General features: G+C 43.9%; 20 protein-coding genes. 11 read left to right on the plus strand and 9 right to left on the minus strand.

Annotated elements, in window-relative coordinates:
- Positions 1–119 precede the first annotated feature (119 nt).
- Positions 120–1,091 (plus strand): CAP domain-containing protein, encoded by a 972-nt coding sequence (locus LROSL1_RS06400; RefSeq protein WP_178914095.1) that lies wholly within the window; start codon positions 120–122, stop codon positions 1,089–1,091.
- 86 nt (positions 1,092–1,177) lie between these two features.
- Here LROSL1_RS06400 and LROSL1_RS06405 read toward each other — a convergent pair whose 3' ends face one another.
- Positions 1,178–2,146: a hypothetical protein gene (locus LROSL1_RS06405; protein WP_178914096.1), complete on the minus strand. Its 969-nt coding sequence runs from the start codon at positions 2,144–2,146 to the stop codon at positions 1,178–1,180.
- Between the two features lie 252 nt (positions 2,147–2,398).
- On the opposite strand from LROSL1_RS06405, the gene rpsP reads away from it, so the two are divergent.
- The 5 genes from rpsP to rplS all read left to right on the plus strand — a co-directional run bounded on the left by rpsP (position 2,399) and on the right by rplS (position 4,875).
- Complete coding sequence (rpsP, locus tag LROSL1_RS06410) at positions 2,399–2,674, plus strand: 30S ribosomal protein S16 (RefSeq protein ID WP_017261805.1); 276 nt, start codon at positions 2,399–2,401, stop codon at positions 2,672–2,674.
- A gap of 17 nt (positions 2,675–2,691) precedes the next feature.
- On the plus strand, positions 2,692–2,970 hold the full coding sequence (locus tag LROSL1_RS06415; protein ID WP_017261806.1) for a KH domain-containing protein: 279 nt from the start codon (positions 2,692–2,694) through the stop codon (positions 2,968–2,970).
- Positions 2,971–3,080: 110 nt separating this feature from the next.
- The gene (gene rimM, locus LROSL1_RS06420; protein ID WP_017261807.1) at positions 3,081–3,608 is read left to right on the plus strand and encodes a ribosome maturation factor RimM; all 528 of its coding nucleotides are present in this window, start codon (positions 3,081–3,083) and stop codon (positions 3,606–3,608) included.
- A complete protein-coding gene (trmD, locus tag LROSL1_RS06425; protein ID WP_017261808.1) occupies positions 3,598–4,338 on the plus strand; it encodes a tRNA (guanosine(37)-N1)-methyltransferase TrmD in 741 nt (246 codons plus the stop codon). Before rimM ends, trmD begins: the two co-directional genes overlap by 11 nt.
- Before the next feature lie 183 nt (positions 4,339–4,521).
- Positions 4,522–4,875, plus strand: a complete 354-nt coding sequence (rplS, locus tag LROSL1_RS06430; protein WP_017261809.1) for a 50S ribosomal protein L19 — start codon at positions 4,522–4,524, stop codon at positions 4,873–4,875.
- 171 nt (positions 4,876–5,046) lie between these two features.
- Here rplS and yjeM read toward each other — a convergent pair whose 3' ends face one another.
- The gene (yjeM, locus tag LROSL1_RS06435; RefSeq protein ID WP_017261810.1) at positions 5,047–6,543 is read right to left on the minus strand and encodes a glutamate/gamma-aminobutyrate family transporter YjeM; all 1,497 of its coding nucleotides are present in this window, start codon (positions 6,541–6,543) and stop codon (positions 5,047–5,049) included.
- A 65-nt stretch (positions 6,544–6,608) separates the two neighbouring features.
- Positions 6,609–8,039: a C69 family dipeptidase gene (locus LROSL1_RS06440; protein ID WP_178914097.1), complete on the minus strand. Its 1,431-nt coding sequence runs from the start codon at positions 8,037–8,039 to the stop codon at positions 6,609–6,611.
- Positions 8,040–8,300: 261 nt separating this feature from the next.
- On the opposite strand from LROSL1_RS06440, the gene LROSL1_RS06445 reads away from it, so the two are divergent.
- The 3 genes from LROSL1_RS06445 (at position 8,301) to LROSL1_RS06455 (ending at position 11,864) form a co-directional block, all read left to right on the plus strand.
- Positions 8,301–9,191, plus strand: a complete 891-nt coding sequence (locus LROSL1_RS06445; RefSeq protein WP_178914098.1) for a YitT family protein — start codon at positions 8,301–8,303, stop codon at positions 9,189–9,191.
- Positions 9,192–9,278: 87 nt separating this feature from the next.
- Positions 9,279–10,778 carry a glycerol kinase GlpK gene (glpK, locus tag LROSL1_RS06450; RefSeq protein WP_178914099.1) on the plus strand — a complete coding sequence of 500 codons (1,500 nt, stop codon included), beginning with the start codon at positions 9,279–9,281 and terminating at the stop codon, positions 10,776–10,778.
- A 183-nt stretch (positions 10,779–10,961) separates the two neighbouring features.
- Positions 10,962–11,864: a DMT family transporter gene (locus tag LROSL1_RS06455; protein WP_017261814.1), complete on the plus strand. Its 903-nt coding sequence runs from the start codon at positions 10,962–10,964 to the stop codon at positions 11,862–11,864.
- A gap of 359 nt (positions 11,865–12,223) precedes the next feature.
- Here LROSL1_RS06455 and LROSL1_RS06460 read toward each other — a convergent pair whose 3' ends face one another.
- A complete protein-coding gene (locus LROSL1_RS06460; RefSeq protein ID WP_017261815.1) occupies positions 12,224–12,445 on the minus strand; it encodes a hypothetical protein in 222 nt (73 codons plus the stop codon).
- Between the two features lie 66 nt (positions 12,446–12,511).
- Complete coding sequence (locus tag LROSL1_RS06465; protein ID WP_178914100.1) at positions 12,512–13,342, minus strand: Cof-type HAD-IIB family hydrolase; 831 nt, start codon at positions 13,340–13,342, stop codon at positions 12,512–12,514.
- Between the two features lie 190 nt (positions 13,343–13,532).
- Between LROSL1_RS06465 and LROSL1_RS06470 the strand changes: the two genes are divergently transcribed.
- Positions 13,533–14,897, plus strand: coding sequence for an RsmF rRNA methyltransferase first C-terminal domain-containing protein (locus tag LROSL1_RS06470; RefSeq protein ID WP_178914101.1), 1,365 nt, complete (start codon positions 13,533–13,535; stop codon positions 14,895–14,897).
- 90 nt (positions 14,898–14,987) lie between these two features.
- On the opposite strand, the gene fni is transcribed toward LROSL1_RS06470, so the two are convergent.
- From fni to mvk, 4 genes are all read right to left on the minus strand, one after another.
- Complete coding sequence (fni, locus tag LROSL1_RS06475; RefSeq protein ID WP_178914102.1) at positions 14,988–16,037, minus strand: type 2 isopentenyl-diphosphate Delta-isomerase; 1,050 nt, start codon at positions 16,035–16,037, stop codon at positions 14,988–14,990.
- Between the two features lie 143 nt (positions 16,038–16,180).
- Positions 16,181–17,260 (minus strand): phosphomevalonate kinase, encoded by a 1,080-nt coding sequence (locus LROSL1_RS06480; protein ID WP_017261819.1) that lies wholly within the window; start codon positions 17,258–17,260, stop codon positions 16,181–16,183.
- A 77-nt stretch (positions 17,261–17,337) separates the two neighbouring features.
- Entirely contained in the window at positions 17,338–18,318 is a 981-nt protein-coding gene (gene mvaD / locus LROSL1_RS06485) for a diphosphomevalonate decarboxylase (protein ID WP_178914103.1), read from the minus strand.
- Between the two features lie 60 nt (positions 18,319–18,378).
- Entirely contained in the window at positions 18,379–19,317 is a 939-nt protein-coding gene (mvk, locus tag LROSL1_RS06490) for a mevalonate kinase (protein ID WP_225440566.1), read from the minus strand.
- A 199-nt stretch (positions 19,318–19,516) separates the two neighbouring features.
- Here mvk and LROSL1_RS06495 point away from each other — a divergent pair, with 199 nt between their 5' ends.
- Entirely contained in the window at positions 19,517–22,324 is a 2,808-nt protein-coding gene (locus LROSL1_RS06495; RefSeq protein WP_178914104.1) for a helicase C-terminal domain-containing protein, read from the plus strand.
- The last annotated feature ends 27 nt before the right edge of the window (positions 22,325–22,351 follow it).

Below are 22,351 nucleotides of genomic sequence, written 5' to 3' on the forward strand. Positions count from 1 at the left end.
TTTTCAAAGCCATTATTTTGAATGACAGGAATGAGCAAACGGTAATGTCAAAAAGGTGGGTAAAGCGGTCCCTAGTTTCAATTGGTGTGAGCATATGTGCTTTAACAGTAGTGTCAGTAATGCATATATCTTCTGTATCAGCTGCTACGTATACTAGTGCTGAGCAACGACAAATTAATAAGCAGCGTAAAATGTATCATAAAATTAGTCAACGTGAGTATGACGATCATAATAGTTATGCACAACGACCGTCTTTTAAAAAGCATTTAGTGGTTGGCAAGCTTTCTAACCACTATCAAACGCAGTTATTGGCGTCATTAAATTTTTATCGTCAAATTGAGGGATTGCCAACCGTTTATTATGGATTTAATGCCAACCAGCAAGCACAAACTGCGGCAGCGGATATGGCCGCTGCGAATAATTTTCAGCATGGTTTAAAGGGAATCACGCGACCCGACGTCGTTAGTCAGCGGCAATGGCAAGAAGGACAGCAAATTACCCTTAATAGCAATATTGGTGAAATGAACGTGCCAGAGCGTCTTGACGCAACTATGGGCAATTATATTCGCGACAATTTCAATGTGGAGGGAAACAATACTGGTCATCGTGCGTGGTTGTTATCCCCGATTGTCCATAGCGTCGGAATAGGTGTTGCTCATCGTCCTAACGCTACGTTTGCCTATAGTGACATTTATTTTACGGATCAGGCGCAACGAGCCGTCACGCCTAATCGTGCTGTCGTGATCAACTATCCAACCACTGGTGTTTTTCCGAAAGAACTTTTGACCAGTGATGTAAAAAATCGTCCTGTTTATTGGTCGAGCGCTTTCACCATGGAACAAGGGACAACGGGGCGGGTTCAGGTACAAGTCACTGATTTAACTGCCAAACGGACGGTTAACGCAGCTCATGTCAATCTGGATCATACGAATCATTTTGGTCAGTTTGCATCGATTATTACTTATCGGCCATCGTTAAAAATTGTGAATGGTCACCAGTATCGAGTTCGGCTGACGGGCTTAACGCAGTATCCTAAGGGTTATCAGTACGAATTTAAGCCATTTTCGTTAGTCCGTGGTGCTTCGCATTAAACGTTAAAAAAGGTATCAACTCGTGTCTTTCGAATCTGGAATGACAGAGGCTGATACCTTTTTTGATAATGTTGCTTATTCATTTATTAAAGATTACTGAGCAAGTCCTGCATTTTATTAACAATGCCGTTAACGCCACTATCCTTTAATGTGCTGCTTGCATCAGAAGGGCTGGAACTATTTTCTAGATTGCCAACTGTAGTCGACAGCTTATTTAGCTGAGACGACATGGCACCACGAACAACAGCGTTTGAATTCCCTTGTTGTACTTGCTGCTGAAGATCTGAAACTTGTTGCTGAAGAGAGGAAATCGTGGACTCATATTGTGCACGATCGTTACTGTCTTTGTAATCATTCACGGCTTGCTGGGTATTTTTAACGACGGTAGTCATTTCTTTAACTTGCGATTTTAAACTACCAACTTTATTAGACAAGCTACTATTTTGAGAGGTTAAGGATGCTTGTTGTGATGAGGCCGCGGCAGACGATTCTGCGGCCTTAGAGGAGGCCTCAGCACTGCTTGCGGCTGCCGCAGAAGAACTAGCAGCTAGACTTGAAGAAGAAGCCTCAGCGGCCTGATTTGCGGCATTTTGGTGAGCGGAAACACCCCAAATGATGAACACCAATACTAAAACCGCAGCGACACCGCCAATAATCAACCGTTTTGAACGACGGCGTTTGGTCTTGGGATGGGTAGCGCCTGAAGCAACTTGACTTGCAGCGGCAGACTCTGGTGCGGATTCAACGACAATCGGGGAATGACCATCTAGATCCGCTTCCGTATTGACAATGGTCAAAGTGAAGGCAGCACGACCGACATTTCCTCGGTCATCCATCACGGCAACGGGCACCTGATGCTGACCAGCGACTGAAAAATCAATATTTTCAAGATTGGCGTTTAAATGAGCGGTAAGGTCTGTGCCCCGACTGTCCATTGCTGTCGCACCCACGGCCTGCAACAACCGTGCATTTGTTGGCCGATTGATCGCGTCTGTTTTAACAATCCGCAATTGTGGATGAAGAAAGCTAATGCGAGGATCAATATTGTTCTGCATATGAAACTCCTTTTAATGGATCGTTTTATCGAATTAATTGTACTGTTAATGTATCATAGCGCTTTTATTATGAGATTTAAGTTTAGCCAATCTTGACCAGACTTTAAGCATCTTAACTTTTTTTACAGAATTGTTGAGAGTTGAAAATCTGCGTCAGAGTGGGATAATTTTAACTGTAAAGAAAAACCTCTTGACACCCTAGGTGAGTTTAGATAAACTAGTACACGTTAAGAAATTGAGGGAGGAAATCTCATGTCTGTAAAAATTCGTTTAAAACGTATGGGTTCTAAAAAGCGCCCATTCTACCGTATCGTTGTTGCTGACTCACGTTCACCACGTGATGGCCGTTTCATCGAACAAATTGGTACTTTTAACACTTTGGTTAACCCAGCAGAAGTTAAATTAGATGCTGAATTAGCAATGAAGTGGTTAAACAATGGTGCGCAACCTTCTGACACTGTTAAAAACATCTTCTCACGTGAAGGTATCATGAAGCAGTACCACGAAGCTAAGTTCACTAAGAAGTAAATTCGAGGCGACAATTCATGAGTACGAATCAAAATAATCGTTTATCAGTCGATGCAGTTGCTTCACTAATCCAAACGTTGGTCCAACCACTTGTTTCACATCCTGATGCAGTTTCTGTACAGGCGGAACAAGGGGAACGGTTTATGAATTATTCATTAACGGTTGCGCCAGATGATATTGGTGAAGTTATTGGCCGTCACGGTCAGGTTGCGCAAGCAATTCGTACATTGGTGTACAGCATTCGGACGGTTGACCAACAAAAGGTTCGTTTGATTATTGTTGACGAGAATAAATAAGGGACCTGAGAATGATTATTCTCGGTCCTTTTTTTATAATATTTATTAAGTTAGTTGTGAGAACAGCACTTATACTCTGCTGTTGCACTTTAAATGTTAAGGAGATTGGAATGGCATTTTACACCATCGGCAAGATTGTAAATACACAAGGTCTGAAGGGAGAACTTCGGGTTATCTCCAGTACTGATTTTCCAAAATCACGTTTTAAGGTTGGCAGCCAGGTTTACGTCACGGCTCAAACGCCGGGAGCACATCAAGAGAAATTAACCATCGCTTCCTCAAGACCTCATAAAAGTTTTATCCTCATTACTTTTACAGGAATGAACGATATTAATTTGGTTGAAAAATATAAGGGCTCTGATTTGTATGTTACGGAAGAGCAGCAACAAAAATTGCCTGAAGGCCAATATTATTATCGTGAAATTATTGGGCTCCATGTTATTGATGAACATCAACAAGACCTTGGTACGATTTCCGAAATTATGGCGCCTGGTGCAAATGATGTCTGGGTGGTTAAGCGACAAGGTAAGTCCGACTTGTTATTACCGGTGATTGATCAAGTTGTTAAAGATGTCGACATCGCTAATGGGGTCGTTCATATCGAAATGATGGCGGGGTTAGACAGCGATGAGAATTGATATTTTAAGTCTCTTTCCGGACATGTTTAGTGGGCCATTAACTGAGTCCATCGTTGGTAAGGCTGTTGATAAAGGAATTCTAGATATCAACGTGACTGATTTTCGTCAGTTTACGACCGATAAACATCATCATGTTGATGATACGCCTTATGGTGGTGGCGCTGGTATGTTGTTAATGCCACAACCGATTTTTGATGCCATGGATCATGTTGAACAAGAAGCGGGTGATCGAGGGCGCGTGATTTTACTCGACCCGGCTGGCGTTCCTTTTACCGAGCACGTTGCGGAAGACTTTTCAAAGGAGTCACATTTAACATTTATTTGTGGCCATTATGAAGGCTATGACGAACGGATTCGTCATTTAGTCACCGATGAAGTGTCTCTAGGCGATTACGTACTAACCGGTGGGGAGCTTGGCGCGATGGTCATGATTGATGCAACGGTTCGATTGATTCCTGACGTGTTGGGAAATACGGATTCAGCGCCCGGAGATTCATTTAGCAATGGCTTGTTGGAGTATCCACAGTACACACGCCCCGCAGATTTTAGAGGCATGAAGGTGCCTGAGGTGCTGACGAACGGTAATCATCAATTGATTGATCAGTGGCGTGAAACAGAGTCCTTGAGAAGAACTTATCAACGGCGACCAGACCTGCTTGATAATGCCGAATTGACGGTTGCGCAACGTCGTTTATTAGCTGATGTCATAGATGAAGAGACGCGTGGTTAGGCGTATTTAAAAGTTTATGACATCGCCTAATCCGCAGAATTCATTAATTCTGTAAAGGAAAACGCCTTTACAAATGTGCTTGTTCTATGGTAATCTAATTTGTGGCTTTGAGCCCAATACTACCAATATTCCGCTGGCGGGATGCCCGTTTATGAATTTTGAGTGAAAGGAAGTTCTCACATTATGAGACAGAACCAATTAATTGAAAAGATCACCGCAGGGCAACTTCGCGATGACATGCCAGATTTCCGTGCCGGCGACACTGTTCGTGTATTCGCACGAATTGTTGAAGGTACTCGTGAACGTATCCAGTTATTCGAAGGTGTTGTTGTTAAGCGCCGCGGTGCTGGTATTTCCGCAACGTACACTGTTCGTAAGATCAGTAACGGGATTGGTGTGGAACGGACATTCCCAGTTAACTCACCACGAGTTGACCACGTTGAAGTAACTCGTCATGGCCGTGTTCGTCGTAGTAAGCTTTACTACTTACGTGCATTGCATGGTAAGGCAGCCCGGATCAAGGAAGCACGTCGTTAAGATTTGCTATTTGAGCCAAACGTCATTTGTCTTCGGACAGGTGGCGTTTTTTTGTTGGATGAATTGTTGTTTTTAAAAAAAGTAAAAGACCACCATCATTACCGTTAGTACGTCGAAAAGGACGATAAAAATGGTAATTGATGGTGGTTTTAATTTATTGACTAAAAATGTTTAGTCGGTGGTGTGATGTTCCCGGTTTGCATAAAAGGCCCAGGCAATACAGCCAAAAATCAGTGGACCAGCAACAGTCGCAATAGCAGTTACCCAATCCTTTTCCAAAAATGGCTGCAGAATGGAAAAGCCAATGCCGATGCTCAACGTTACCATCACGACAGTAACAACGAACATCATCCAGCGATGTGAATGGTAGGCGACAAATGGTCGTGGCCGGTCTTCTCTCTTGAAATAGGGAAAGGCCCCTACTAAGAAGAGGTAAGGTAAGGTCGTTGACACATTACTCATTGACGTCAGCACATTATAGAAGAACTTAGCATCCTTGTGAGTTAGCACAGACACTAATGAAATTCCTGCGATAAAGATGACAACTGCGGTAGCCTGCATCCACATTGCAAATTCTGGCATATCATGTTTGTTCAAACGTGTCATTTTCTTAGGCCATAATTCCTTGGGTGAACCTAAAATAAAGGATTTTAGAGGTGAGTATATCAGGACGAAGAAAGACCCTAAATAAGCTAAGAACATACTGATTCCGGCAAAACGTGAAAACACCTCGCCCAAAATATGAGCGCTAGAAGCTGATAAACCGATTGAGAGGCCTAGGATGTCTCCTAAGTTTTCCATTAAAACATAGGTAATATTGCCCAAATTTACATTTCCGTGAGCAATCACCATACTCCAGTTTGTTGAAATACCCCATAAAAAGATGGTGAGTGAGTAGCTAATCCCAATGACAATGGTGCCAATCAGGATGCCCCGAGGGAATGTTTTTTCAGGTTTATCCAGTGAGTCAGTAACCCCACCAATGGATTCCAAACCACCATAGGCAAAGATGGCATAAATAACAAAACTAATCATCGCAATGGGCGATTGGAATTGTGGATTTGGTGAAGTGGCAAAGTCGGATAAATGGTTAACTGGCTGGGCCAGTGCAAAATGATTGGCAATTAAGATGATGAGACTAGCGAGTACTAAAATCACGTTAAGCGCCATAATGGCAATCCCACCAACCGATGAAACCTTTGCGATGAAGGACATTCCACGTGAGGCTGCCCAAGTAATGGCAACGATCCAAAGACAGGCGAGTAGGCCAACTGTTAACGTTGAGTTCAAGCCTAGAAAATGCCAATTGTTCGTGGTGTCATGACCGCTAATGATGGTTGAAAGGGTGATCCAAACTTTTTGCGAAATCATGACTTGCCAGATGATCCATGCTGATAACCAGATGAAGGTTGCAATGAAGGACCATTTTTCACTAATAGACGCGTCCAGCCATGAATAAATGCCACCCTTTGATTCCTTCAATGAGGAACCGTATTCAGCGAACATTAAACCACTGGGCAGAAAGAATAATAGCGCGCCCAGTAAATACCAGAAGATTGCGCCATAGCCCATTTGCTCAAAGGCTGCCGGAGTGTTCCCGAAACCAAAAATAGTGGTGAAGATCATTAAGACTAATGCCCCAAGTGACAGGGTCTTTTTCTTTTCCATTTGTATTTACTTCCTCAATATCATTACCAGTGAAAGACCGCCCGTACTGGTGTGAATGTAATGTTTTATAGATTCTCGTCTGTGTTAAAGTTTAAAGGCGAAAAATCGGTGCTATTGGTGATAAGGTCACTGATTAGGTCTGTATACGTGTTTAAAGCTCGTTTGGCAGATTCGGCGTTGCTGTCAGTCAGATATTGAATTAATGCGTCACCGCTTAATTTGAGGGCCTTAACATCGCTTTCGCGGAGGTGGGTGCCGAGATCTGCCTGTAATTTAAGCTGAGATTGACGATAAGGCGTTTCAAAGTGACGATAATGGGCGTCAAGTAGCACGCTGGCTAACTTAAACGTCCAGTAAGCGCTGTTGGCGGCATACTTGCCTTGTCCACGTTGGTAGGATAATGGCGTGTTGTTAATGGCTGTGTAAAAGGGAACATAGTTACTCTGCGCAGCAACGCCCATCGCCAACCACTGAATGCCGGCCATGGCTGAAGGAACATTCGGCCGAAGCTGGAGGACATGAGATTCTTGTGTTTTGGCTAAGCTAATTGGACGAAAGGCGTGTTTGTGCGTTGCTTCGCGGCCAACTGGATCATAATCGGTACCTTCGTAATGATTGCTGAGAAAAGCCTGCGCATCATTAACAGAAAGGCGTTTGCTGGCGTAACGAATAAAGGGCAATTCCTCATCAGTTGGTGATTGCTCGATCTCTGGATTAAACATTTTTTGACCGATCCAAACGCGGGGAGTGTTGTACATTTCGTCACTCGTACCCGTTGTGCCAAAAATATGACGGAAATTAAACCCATTAGCGTCAGGATTAAGATGATGTTGTTGAACAAACTCCTCAATTCCATCAGCAAACATAAAGTTATCATGGTCAGCAAAATCGATTTGCTGAATGGCCAGCTGATTGGCAACGACCGCATAGCCATCATCCGGAATTCGCTGTGCGACCCATTGATGGCCAGCACCGGTTTCTAAATACCAAGCTTCGTGTAAATCTGCGAACAAAATACCATTTGTCTCTGCCGTGCCATAAGTTTCAACGAGCTTGCCCAGTCGTTGGACGCCTTCTTTAGCAGAGGTAACGTAAGGAAGCACTACAGTAACCATTGCCTCTTCCTGAATGCCGTCAGCTACCAAGGGATCCGCTGCTAGAACGAGAGCATTGGAATAGGCGCTTTCAGTCGCAGACATGGCCACGTTTGCTTCATTAATACCATCCTCCTCAAAAAGACCATATTTTGCTGTCCATTCAGGGGTCGCCGTATAACGCATTGCCGTTTTTGGCAGTGGCATTGTAAAGTCGTTATCCTTTGACTTAAACTGTTGCGCGTCATTAAAGGTTTGAGCTGGGTGAACGACAAAATGCTTTGGCCAAGAAGCCTTACTGTCCTCATTACGGCCGATCATCACGGAACCGTCAGTTGAAGCTGAACGACCAATTAAAATACTTGTACAGGCCGATGGTCTTCTGGTGTCATCTATTTGCATCAAAGATGCCTCTCTTTCAATCAACCTAAAACATTATGAATAAAATTACAAAACCGCAATGAATAAATTGTAGCAGAAAAGAGAAAACAGGTGCTAAAAGGGAACCGATTTTAAGCGGTTTCATCGCATTTTCTCATCAAACGTTTGTAAGAATGACATTTTTGTGAAGATAGCTGCCAAATTAGCTGTAACTTGTGGTCATAAACGTCACGATTGTGGTTTAATTATGGTCATTGAGAGCAAAAAGAAAGGATCATAAAAATGACACGATGGAATGATGACAACCCTTTTATTAAAATTGTAATTTTATTATTTTCAGCCGTATGTTGTGCCGTTGCGTTGAATGTTTTTTTGATTCCCAGTAATATTTTTGCTGGTGGACTTAACGGGATTGCACAGTTGCTGCACTGGGGACTTAAATTTACTGGTGCAGACATTTCAACTGGTTGGTTTATCCTAGCTTTTAACCTCCCAATCGGCATCATGGGCTGGCGTAAAATTGGACCACGCTTTACGGCTTGGAGCTTTGCTAACGCCATTGTGACATCTGTGTTGACGATCGTAATTCCCGAGGTGAGTGTGTCTCATAATGCATTGCTAAACGCATTGTTCGGTGGTATTTTAACTGGAATCGGTATTGGCTTCCCATTTCGATTTGGATTTTCAACCGGCGGCATGGATATCATTGCCATGGTCTTGCAAAAAACGACTGGTCGATCAATAGGAACACTGACAATGATGCTCAATTCCGGGATCATTGCCGTTGCCGGTTTCTTTATTGGCTGGGAAAATGCGTTGTTTACGATCATTACCATTTACGCAACCTCACGAATGGTCGATACAATTCATACGCGCCATCAGAAGATGACCGCTCTTATTGTGACGAATCGGCCAGATGAATTAATTGCAGCGTTGCGAGAACATCTTTTTCGAGGCGTCACTGTTTTACCCTCACGCGGCGCATTTTCGAATCGGGACAATTCGACATTAATGATCGTCATTTCACGTTATGAATTGTACGATTTGCAAACGACTGTTAAGGAAACCGATCCAGACAGTTTTATGAACATGGTTGCAACGGTTGATATTGCCGGCAACTTTTTTGATGAGGATAAGCAAGCAGAATTGAGGCAATCGTCAAAACAGGGGTAACAGATGCCTAAAAGTTTGCTAAACTTATCTTTGTTTGGTGGAACGTGTTCAAAAATTCGAATCTTGTCTAATGAATGGAGTTGCGACATGAACGACGAGCAGTACATAATGGCGATCGACCAAGGAACGACTAGTAGCCGGGCCATGATTTTCAATCATCAAGGACAGATTGTAGGAAAAGCTCAGAAGGAATTCCCGCAATACTTTCCACAACCGGGATGGGTTGAACATGATCCCGAAGAAATCTGGAGTAGCGTTCAATCAGTGATGGCAGATGCCTTGATTCAGGCACATCTTGCCCCATACAAAATTCGTGGAATTGGGATTACCAACCAGCGCGAAACAACCATTATTTGGGACCGCAAAACGGGGAAACCCGTTTATCATGCCATCGTTTGGCAGTCGAAACAGACGACCAGCATTACAGAGCAATGGCAAAAAGCCGGGTTAACTGAGACAATTCGTCAAAAGACCGGGCTTGTGGTAGATGCTTATTTTTCTGCTTCTAAAATCAAGTGGTTATTGGATAATGTGCCAGGTTGTCGTGAACGTGCAGAAGCTGGTGATCTGCTGTTTGGCACCATTGATACATGGTTACTGTGGAAACTGACTGGTGGTAAAGTTCATGCGACAGACTATACAAACGCCAGTCGGACAATGCTGTTCAATATTCATGATTTGAAGTGGGATACCGATTTATTGAAGGCTTTTGATATTCCAGCCGAGTTATTGCCTGAAGTGAGGAGTTCGTCGGAAATATATGGCTATACGGCAAACTACACCATGTCAGGTGTGTCGGTGCCGATTTGTGGTATTGCAGGCGATCAGCAAGCGGCACTCTTTGGTCAAACGGCTTTTGACAAAGGTAACGTCAAAAATACTTATGGCACTGGTGCCTTTATTGTGATGAACATTGGTCAACAACCCACGCTATCGACTAAGGGGTTACTGACGACAATTGCCTATGGTTTGAATGGTGAAGTAACTTATGCCCTTGAAGGGTCAATATTCGTTGCTGGTTCAGCGGTTCAGTGGTTGCGAGACGGAATGAAGCTGGTTCAAGACGCTGGGGATTCTGAAGCAATGGCCATGGCGGCGGAGCCAGATGATCATATTTACGTGGTACCGGCGTTTACAGGGTTAGGTGCGCCGTACTGGGATCAAGAACTGCGTGGCGCTGTGTTTGGACTCACACGTGGAACCACGCGTGAACAATTTGTGCGGGCAACATTGCAGGCAATTGCGTACCAAACTCGTGACGTTGTCGATACGATGGCCGGTGACACCGGTTTGAAAATTGATACGTTGCATGTTGATGGTGGGGCATCCAAAAATGACTACTTGATGCAATTTCAAGCTGATATTCTAAATACCACCATTAAACGTGCCAAAATTAATGAAACAACCGCACTTGGAGCGGCTTTCCTGGCCGGACTAGCGATTGGTTTCTGGGAAGACCAGGTTGAGTTACGTCGTTTGTATATGACCGGTGATCAGTTTGAACCGCAAATGGCAGAAGATAAGCGAAACAGACTTTATCATGGTTGGCAGGTAGCTATTAGAGCTGCCCAAGCGTTTGAACAATAGGCATAACTGCAACGAAACAGTAGCAGTGAATTATTAGAACGGGTTTGAAAAAGTTTACTGCATGAAGCCTTCATCCTTGATTGAAACTACCAAAAACGGGCACCGTGTTAGCATGGCATTTATTTAGTTCAATCAAGTTAATGGCTGCGGTTAAAAATATACATTAGGTTAGAGGATTGATTCATGAAAACTCAAAATTACACAAAGGGTATTCTGTGGGCGGCCTTTGCTTCCACAATGTGGGGGATTTCAGGCACAATCTTGCAGTTTATTTCCCAAACGCAAAATATCCCAGCAACATGGTTTTTATCGGTACGAACGCTGGGAGCCGGCATTATTTTGCTATTGATTAGTTGGTTTCGCGAAGGTCGTCATATTTTTGACCTCTTTAAATCTTGGCGTTTAATTGGTTGGCTGTTTGCATATGCGCTGATTGGTCTAATGGCAAACTTATTTACCTTCTACATGAGTATTAAAACTGGTAATGCTGCTTCGGCCACTATCTTACAGTACTTAAGTCCTCTGTTTATTGTGCTGGGAGCCTTGGTTTTTAAGCATGAGCGGCCATTAAGAACTGATTTAATTGCATTTGGAATTGCACTAGTCGGTGTTTTTTTAGCAATCACAAAGGGGAATATTCATTCTCTGGCCGTGCCGATGAACTCAATTATTTGGGGAGTATTGGCAGGGGTAACAGCGGCGTGCTATGTGGTGTTACCAAGGGAGATTGTTGCCAAACATTCACCGTTTGTAGTGCTTGGCTGGGGGATGTTTATCAGCGGTGTGCTCTTTAATTTATGGCACCCATTTTGGAGCCATACGCCGGTCATCACTGGTAAGCTAGTGCTGTCTATCAGTGCCGTTATTCTCGTTGGTACCATCTTCGCATTTTCTTCATTGCTGTACAGTTTAAACTTTGCGCCCTCAGCAGTGATTAGCATCGTTGATGCACTACAGCCAGTGGTTACCTTTATTCTGAGCATTATTTTCTTTCATCTACAGATCAGTGTGATGGAAGTGATTGGTTCCATCTTGGTAGTTGTAGCTGTATATCTGTTACAACGAATGGGTAGTAGTGCCACGTGACTGTTGTGACATATACTATGATTACCCGATATTGCATCATACATTATTTTTAAGTGTATAGTGCAATTACTGATTTTATTATTTAAAAATGACCAAAAAAGAGAGCGGGACATAACACGTTTTGGCTTTCTAAGGTAACGCGAATAAGGCATTCATGGGTGTTTTCCCATGAATGCCTTATTCGTGTTACATGAGCAAAAGTCAGTGTTATGTCCCGCGTTTGCGGCAATTTTTCATCCGCATGACCCTTTGCGGTTGAAGAGAAATTGCCTGTTGACGTTTCATTAGAAATTGAGTTGAGGCGTTATGTCCCAGTTTCTTTTTTATATCGTGATTTAATTGCTATTGTTGAATGAACATTACATTTTTTTAATAACGCGGTAACGTTTACCATCCTTAGGATCATCTGTTTGATCAACTTTATCAAACAAGACGTATGGTTTACCATCCGTTTCCGAGACAATAAACAGCGCGTGCGGGTGTTTATGCTTGTATATCTGTGCGCTCTGATACACTGCGTTATAGTCGTGTGCATTAGCAATCGCATCACCAGGATTGAAAAGGACGTGTTCTTCAGTCATCAGCAAGACCCCCTTTGAGGTAAAGATAATTACTATTATCATGCTCGCTAGCACTGAAAAAAGCAATTATTCAGCCTTTGCGAGAGCTACTGGTAGATTGAGAAAATCGAGTAGGTAGTGGGCCAACCCGTCATGATTGTTGTCTAAGGGTGTCACATCCTGAGCGATAGCTTTAAGATTATCGATGCCATTAGCCATGGCAACACCCCAACCGGCATAACTAATCATTGCGTGATCATTGCCTTCATCGCCAAATGCAATAATATCATTTCTGTCAATGTGATAGGTCTGGGCTAAAAACTCGAGACCCGTGGCTTTCTCAACCCCTTTATGGGCGACTTCTAATACAGGCCAACGACCGCCCCAAACATTCATATCAATGTGATCGCCATACCGGGCAGTAATATCGTGAATCAGTTGATCACGGTGTTGTTCATTGAAGTAAAGGGTTAGCGCAGTTGGATCCGCCGTTAAATTTCGTGCGTTTAGAATTTGCTGTGGTTGCAGAATGGTCGGGAAAAAGTCAATTGTGCCATCGCTGGCATGATTGGCCCATACATTTGTTTTGTTTTCAGCGGCAATTGTTTCAATTCCGAGCGATACCTGGTGTGCCAGAAGGTCTAACGCAATGTCTCGATCAATGGTGTATTGGTACTCCTGCTGCCATTGATGGTGTGGCAAATGACCAAGCGAACCATTAAAATTGATCATTGCGCTATGCAAACCGAGTTCGTCGTAGTATTGACGAGAAATGCGATAAGGTCGTCCGGTGACGATACTAACGATATGGCCACTAGCGACAGCTGTTTGTAAGACCTGTTTTGTAAACGGTGAAATAGCAGATTGGTTATTTAAGGTTGTACCATCCAGATCAATGGCGATAAGCTTGCGGTTCACGAATTCATCTCCCTTAGACGAATTTTTCGTCCAAAAATATCTTCGTTCTAATTTACCTTATTCACTTGGGTTCTGCAAGTTTGCTGAGCAGTTCAGATGTTGTTCCGTGATTCATGAAGATGACGTGACGTACTAAAGGATTCGGTGTAAACTGATGCGAGTGTTTTAAAACAGTTATGGAGGGAACAAAATGGAATTACCGGCGGGTTTTGCCGAGAAATATTCAACATTAATGGGTGAACGTGAGGCAAAGGACTTTTTGGCTAGCTTCGATCAGCCAATCCACCAAGGCTTTCGGGTCAATCCATTAAAGGCCAACGCGGTTCCAGAAAACGTTTCACTAAGCGAGCCTACAGGGATTCCCACTGGCTATTACGGTCATGTTAGTGGTCATACGCCTGCGCATACGACAGGAGTAGTGTATAACCAAGAACCTTCTGCAACTTATGTTGGGGCAGTCGTGGACGCCCAACCAGGAGAACGGATTCTTGATCTGTGTGCAGCACCGGGTGGCAAATCAACTCAAATTGCTGCTGGATTACAGCAGCAAGGGTTATTAATAACAAATGAAATTTTTGCCAAACGTGCAACCGTGCTGGCAGAAAATATGGAACGTTTTGGTGTCGCCAATGCAGTTGTCTTGAACGAAACGCCTGCTCATCTGTCAAAACAGTTAGCCAACTTTTTTGATAAGGTCGTGGTGGATGCACCATGCTCTGGAGAAGGCATGTTTCGTAAGGATCCAGATGCAGTTCAGTACTGGACGCCTGACTATCCGCTTGAATGTGCCACACGTCAGCGAGAAATTTTAACTGAAGCTGTCAAGATGGTCCGACCAGGAGGGCAACTCATTTATTCGACGTGTACTTTCGCACCGGAGGAAGATGAGCAAATGATGGCGTGGGTATTGAAGTCATTTCCAGATTTTGAACTGGCTTCATTGCCGAAATTGCCTGGTTTGGAAGCGGCCCGGCCTCAATGGGCCAATGATGATCCCGAACTCAGCAAGGCTGGTCGGTTGTTTCCACATCATATGGATGGCGAAGGTCACTTTATTGCTAAATTGATTCGTCGTTCGACAGAGTCAAACGTAACCCATAAACCAGCAAGATTGCCGAAACCTGACGCAAACGAGGTTAAACTATGGCAGGCATTTGAGCAACAACACTTTACTCAACCAATTACGGCGGGGCAATCGTTGACCGTGTTTGGGGCTCAATTGTACGCCATTCCTGCGTTAACACCAGATCTCGGAAAACTGAAGGTATTGCGGCCTGGCCTTCATTTGGGCACGTTAAAGAAGAACCGGTTTGAGCCAGCGTTTGCGTTAGCACTTGCCACGCATCCAGATCTGTATCGGCCAACCGTGGCTTTGACTCAAGCTCAATGGGCACAGTTTGTCCACGGTGATACCGTGACATTAGCAGAACCGACTGAAAATGGTTGGACGCTGGCAACTATCAATGGCAACGGTATTGGTTTCGGCAAGGTGGTCGGTCAGACACTTAAGAACGGTTACCCTAAAGGATTACGTTTTTTAGTGAAAGATGATTAGATAGCAGTCCCAGTGTTAAATCAAGTCAATAGATAACAAAAAATGTTCAGTCTCAAACGGACTGAACATTTTTTATACGATTCGTTTCTGTTATTGCCTTTTTAAGTTTCGCTGCTGACAATAATTCATTAGGGCGGGAGATAGAACTATTTTTGCAGTTCGTAAATCAGCCGTTGTACGTGATCCTGTTAATGCATAAAGCAAACGTAAATCACTTTGCCAATCCTCAATGTATGTTTGCAATGTATCTTCATCTTGAGTCATGAGGACATGGAGAAAGTGGCCAGCTACACCAACGACGTTTGCGCCTAGGATTAACGCTTTTAAGACATCCAGTGGGGTTCTCACGCCACCTGAGGCAGCAATCTGCATGTCTGATACTACTTGTGCTTCCAACAGCGATTGAACCGTCGTTTGTCCCCAGTTAGATAAATAGTTCAGTTCTTGATGATGGCGGCGCTCATTTTCAATTCTAGCAAAGTTGGTACCGCCACGACCACTGACATTAATGTATTGAACGCCCAGCTGTTTTAAGGTGTTGATGGTTTCCTGACTCATACCGAAACCGACTTCTTTAACGATAACGGGGATGGACAAACCGTTAATAATTTCGACAATGTGTTCGCGCCAACGTAAATCCCGATCACCTTCAGGCATAATTAGTTCTTGCGCGCTGTTGATGTGTAATTCCAAGGCATCGGCAGCAACCATGTCGACTATTCGCTGTGCATCGTCCAGCGAGTGTCCAGCACCAATGTTTGCAAAAATTTGTCCGTGTGGATTTACTTTTCGAACAATGGTGAAGGTAGATGCTACTGCAGGTTCTTTTAAAGCAATGCTTTGTGAACCAACAGCCATTGCTAAGCCGGTTGCTGCTGCAATTTCAGCGAGTTTGGCATTGATGTCACCGGTTCTCACAGAGCCGCCAGTCATTGCTTCAATGTAAAACGGTGTCGACAAGGTCAATCCAGCAAAGCGAGTTGACAAGTCAACGTTATCAACCGCAATTTCTGGTAAACTTTGATGAATGATTTGAATATCGTCAAAACCGGCGTCACTTTTTTCTTGGTATTGTTTCAGAGCAATAGCGAGATGCTCATCTTTGCGATGCGCGTGAGCGGATTCAGTTAACTTGCTCATGGCTGGCCTCCTAATTTTTATCATCAATGGATTCTTTTATTTTAATCAATTGCAAGGATAGTGAGAAATAAAACCGTAGAACCGATAATCGGGTTCTACGGTTTTTAGTTTGCATATGGTACTCGCTTTGATTTAGAAAGTGATTAAACTAAATCCATGACATTGTGAACACTTAATGGCAAGGTGGTAATACCTTGAGTTTCCCAATCCTGCAACAGTGTATCAACGGCCTCGTGACGATCAATCAAAACGATACCGCAGTCACCGCCACCGGCGCCAGAAGTTTTAGCTGCACCACCATGATCTTCAGCAATCGCACATAGACTATTTAACGCAACTGTTTCGATTGGCACATGACTGAATGCACTCAAATGTTGTAGTAATTTGCGATTTAACCGAAGTTCACGTTGAATGATATCGATTGCGCCATCCCGAAAACCCTGAATCATCCGGTTTAAACAATCACGGCTTGATTGCAAGAATGTTCGGTATTCTAGTTGATCCATACTTTTGGCCCAGGTGACCTTATCAACTAAGTGAGACGTTGATGCAGGGGAGCCTGTCCAGCCAATTAGCAACCTTAAATCTGCTGGCGGTGTCAAAAGTTCAACAGACAGGCCAGGCCAATCGAGGGCTAACAAATCAATTAGCGGTAGGTCATCACGTTTAGAAGTCAGCCACTGATGATCGAATGAATGGTAAGCAATCCAACCACCGTAGACAGAAGCCGCAATATCGCCAAGAGAACCGTTACCTTGAACATCCAGATGAGCAATAGCTGCTAATTTAAATAACGTGTCCTTAGTGATCGGCAGTTGATAAAATTTGCAAAGTGCTTTGACCGTACCTACCGTAACAGCGGCGGAAGAACCCAAACCAAACTTTTTGCCATCCTTGCTATCCAACTGAGAGTTTACAGACAGGTGGTAGAATTTCAACTCACGTCCACATGCGCGTGCGTAACTTTCAGTCAAACGAATAGCGGAGAGCAGGTAATGAAAGGGATTGTCCCGATTGTCAAACACAAGTTCATCGCCGGCTCGCCGCCAGTTCACTGAGGTTTCTTTGTATTGTTCAGACTCGATTGTGCCGAAGTTTTTACTTTCCTCAATTGTGACAGTTACAAACTGGTTTAATGCCACAATAATGGCAGGGAAACCTGCTTCAACAACCGCATATTCGCCGGCAATGTATAATTTACCAGGCGCTTTCACGCTAATCAATTAATCATGTCCTTTCAAGACAAAAAATGTGTGCGTTATCCATGTTGAATAGCGCAAACATTGCTTATTTCAAAATTTTATAAATAGGTCAAGCCTGGGCCTGGTTTTGCGACAACCAATTGGTCATTGCCAAACACTGGCCGTAGATGGTCCAAAATGGTGTCAACTTCGTTTGCTAAGCAGATGACTTTTACATTTGAACCCGCGTCCATCGTATAATAGCAGTTCAGACCTATTGAGCGCAAGTCGTTAATTAATTGCATTGCCTTAATGGTATCACCATTAAAGTATGTGAAAGGCGGTGTGGCACTAAGAGTCGTTGCATGCATGCACATTGCATTATGTTCCGCGATTGAACCAACACGGTTTATATCTTTTTTAAGTAATGCATCTTTCATTGGCTTGATGTCAGCATTGGCTTGCTTAACCCAGTCATTAAAGAACGGTGATGTTTGTGACTGTTTCATGCCATGCCGGCTGCCAACTTTTTTCTCATCTTGTGAGACAACAATGGCAATCATTCGAATTGGCCAGTCAACTTGTTCATCTAATGGCTCAGCAAACGAACTTTCGTTGTCGTGACCAGCGTGCCATTGAACGAAACCGCCAAAGATTGAACGGGTAGCCGAACCAGAACCACGTCTTGCCAGCTGGGATAGTTCGCGTCGGGACAGACTGAGACCGGCAGCTTTAGCGGCAGCCCCAGCTAAAGCTGCAAAACCAGATGCAGATGACGCCAAGCCAGCTGTGGTCGGCACGTGATTACTTGTTTCAATACGAGCAAATAGGTTGGTGTGAGCACGTTGACGCACTAGATCCATGAATTGACGAATTCGTTGCTGACCATCTGTCGGCAATTTGATTCCGTCTAAGATGATGTCATCGGCGACCAACTGTTCATCAAATTGAACGCTGGTTGTCGTGTAAAAATGGTCTAGTGTCATGGAGATTGAATCATTTGTGGGTAAAATAAGCCGCTCATCTGCTTTGCCCCAGTATTTAACTAATGCAATGTTTGTATGCGCTTTTGCAATCACAGGTGTTTGCGAAATTGTCATATTGCTAATGTCCTATCTTTCGAGCTTTATTTCTGATCTTATCCATAGTCTGGAGTCAGGTTACTGTTGTGCTAATGGTTCAATCCAAGTTGCCACAGCACCATGCTGTTCCAAAGCATTGGCCACTTTAGCGGCTTGCTCGGCGGTTTGGGTCAGTGCAAACATGCATCCCCCTAGACCACCACCCGTTAGTTTGGCACCTAATGCGCCAGCATCATTTGCAGCATTAATTAAATGTTGTAAAACAGGGTGGTTAACACCAAGTTCGGTTAAATCCTGTTGTGCAGCTGTCAATGTTTGTCCTAACAATCGAACTTGATTGTGTTGGAGGTACTTGGCCGCCGCAGTAGTTAGCGTGCCGAGATGATTGATCAAATGTTGACCAACGCCAGGCTGTTCATCGTCTTTAAGCAGTTCACTGACTGAATTGACTGCCATGCTGGTTTGACCGGTTACACCTGTGTCACCAACAACTAAAAAGGCGTTCATGTGAATCGGAAAATGTTTGAGCGGACTACCTTTGACTAACCACACCGGTTGCGTAGAACTGACCGTTGCCGCGTCAATACCAGATGGCGACCCATGCGTGATAACTTCCTCAATGTTTACCGTGTCTAACAACAGTTGTGGATCCAACGCGTTTTCAAAAAAAGCATAAACAGCACGCGTCACTGCGGTCGCAACCGCCGCTGACGAGCCCATGCCACGTTCCTCAGGAATGGCACTATCAATTTTTAAATCGAAGTTTAAAGATAAAGCGTTGAACCGACGCAACAGGCGTTGCAGTAAGACGCGTATTCCCTCAAATTCACCCGGTAAGTCTACTAATGAACCAGTGAAGTAGCTACTTATTAGACGTTGACCGCGCGTTGTTTCGCTTAATGTAGCGGTTACAGCAACGTTGAGTAAGGGCACAGCGATCGCCGGTTGGTGGTGAACAACGCTATGCTCACCAATTAAAATAATCTTCGCATGAGCGCTACCTGTCGCAACACGCATGATGACGTCACTCCTTCGGCATATTTTACGACCATCATCATACCACATACACAAATGCTTTATCATGCTTAGCGGGTCTTTGCCTACTGCAACAAACAGAGTAGAATGAAACAAGGATCATAATTTCAACATTGGAAACGCTGAGAATAAGATGTAAAACCGGTGTTGTCATTATTTAGTAGAAAGGTATTCAGACTTAATGGATAAAGACACAACTTACGCCGTCGTTGATATTGAAACGACTGGCACCAGCGTAAAAGATGGCGATCGCGTCATCCAGATTGGCTGCGCGTTTGTTAAACACGGTAAGGTCGTCAATCAATATAGTACGAAAATTAATCCGGGAAAATCAATTCCAAGCGCCATTACACATTTAACCAGCATTACGAATCGTGATGTTGCGAACGCTCCTTTTTTCGATGATATTGCAGCATCCTTTTATGCCATGCTTCAAGGCACGGTCTTTGTTGCACACAACGTGAACTTTGATTTTCCTTTTTTAAATGCCGAATTTGCCAGAGTGGGGTATCCGGCGCTTCAAATCGAAGCGATTGATACGGTGACGTTGACCCAAATTTTATTTCCAACGCTGCCAAGTTTCCGTTTGCGGGATTTGAGCGCTCATTTTCACATTGAGCATGATCAGCCACATACGGCCGACTCAGACGCAGATGCAACAGCTGTTTTGTTAATTAAATTATTGGATAAACTGCACCAGCTACCGATTAATACACTACGTCAATTGACCAACTTAAACCTGTCATTACCACAGGACACAACGGCAGTTTTTAACGTTGCCTTAGAGGAAGCACGTCATCATCCCAGCAAATTACCAGCTGGTGAATATGTTCGTGATCGGTTGGTGCTTCATGAGGCCACACCAATTAAGGCAGTCGATTTGGGACAGCCACAAGCTTACCCGAAGTCAAAAGCGGCAAAGCAGAAATTATGGGGCACCAAAATTAGTTGGCGTGATCCGCAAGCCAAAATGATGAATCAAATTTTCAATAACTACAGTCATGAAAACACTAAAAATTTGATTATTGAGGCGCCGACAGGTATTGGTAAAACGTTGGGGTATGCGGTGCCATTTGCTTACCTATCGCAAACGGGCCAATCGACGGTCATTTCAACCCAAACCACGCTATTGCAAGGCCAATTTATGCAAGAGACATTGCCACAATTACAAGACATGTTACCGTTTGACCTCAATGTGGTGGCTGTTAAAGGCAATCAACACTATCTTGATTTAAACCGGTTCGCAGATACATTGACCGTACCGGAACATTCTCAACAGAGTCAATTTCTTAAAGCACGTATTTTGGTTTGGTTGCTACAAACTGAAACTGGTGACTTGGATGAACTACATTTAACGTCTTATCGAGCACAACTGTTTGAAGAAGTTTGCCATCGCGGTCTAAAAACCATTAAACCAAGTGATCCTTTTTATGAAGACGATTATTTGCGACGTTTAGACCATCGTATTCGTCAGGCAAACCTAATTATTGTTAATCACGCGTACTTAACGCAACATGCCGATCAACTGGACACATTGCTTAATAAGCCATATTTGTTAGTTGATGAGGCCCAGCACTTGCCAGATGTCGCTGTCAATCAACATCGCAATACAGTTCGTTTTCACGATTTGGTTTCATTGTTACACCACGCGCAGGCAAACATTTTTAATCAACATGATCATCATCTGACTGAGATGTTTAGCGAGGATGCTGTGGCCGTTACGCAATTGCGGTCATTGTCTAACACCTTGATTAAACTAGATGCAGATTTAGATCAATTTGGTCACTCCATGTATCGACAATTCTTACTGAGTGCCCAAGTTAGTGCGCGGGGTCAACGCATTGTCGAACAGTTGATTGATAATCGTCAACTCAAACAACTGATGAATGATGATAAGGGTGCTTTTACGACACTAATGAACGGTCAAATAGCCTTAACAACGGCGCTGACAAAGTTGCAACAGCGGTTTACGGTCCAGTCAAAAAAGTGGTTAAATTCGGATGCAGCGTTGATGCATGAATTTGCAGGCACTGTGGGGCGAATCACAGACTTGCTGGCTCAACTTGATGCTTTCAAGACTCAGTTAAACGATCAAGAAATCGCTAACGTATACTGGTTACGCCAAAATCAATATGGTGATTCGTCGAGCTTGGAGCTTAGCGGTGGCCTGTTGCTTGCAACTGGCTGGCTTCGTCAAAATGTTTATGCGCATTTTAAACAACCGACGTTCACAGGGGCCACGTTATTTACATCCTCCAGAGCAAATTACCTAATTGATCAGTTAGACTTGGATCGGCAAGAAACGGCTACCAAACGGCTTGCAGAGCGTTTTGATTACGCATCACAGGCACGGTTGTTTGTTGCGACCGATGCACCAGCGATTAATCTTAACCATCCTGATGAGCAAATTCATTACTGGGCTTCAACAATTGCAAAGCTTGTCCAAACGACCAGCCGTCAAACATTAGTCCTGTTTAATTCGCTAGCAGCAGTTAGCGCTGTTTACGAGGCTTTGACACACGGTCTGCTACCAGAGAACCATACTGTATACGCACAAGGGGTTACCGGTAGTCGTGAAAAGAATTTAAAACGATTTACGACCGAAAATAGCGCCGTTTTGTTGGGGGCCGCCAGTTACTGGGAAGGTATTGATTTACCTAAGGATGCGTTGGAATTAGTTGTCATTACACGACTGCCGTTTGACGCACCAACGGACTTACTGGTTGCTGCGACCAATGCTCAGTTGGAAGCCAAGGGGCATAATCCGTTTTATTCCTCAGCCCTACCGAAGGCAACCTTACGTTTACGGCAAGGGATCGGCCGATTGATTCGCACGGATAATGATCGTGGGGTCATTGTCGTGCTAGATCCACGGCTGATAACGAAACGTTACGGTGGTACCATGCAAAAGGCACTACCAGATGCATTGCCAGTGATTCCCCAAGGAACGGCAGAAATCATCAAACAAACACAAAATTTCTTTAAATGACTAGTAGACCGTTGTTTGATTGGCGAT

The sequence above is a fragment of the Furfurilactobacillus rossiae genome, from assembly GCF_013394005.1.
Lineage (GTDB): Bacteria > Bacillota > Bacilli > Lactobacillales > Lactobacillaceae > Furfurilactobacillus > Furfurilactobacillus rossiae.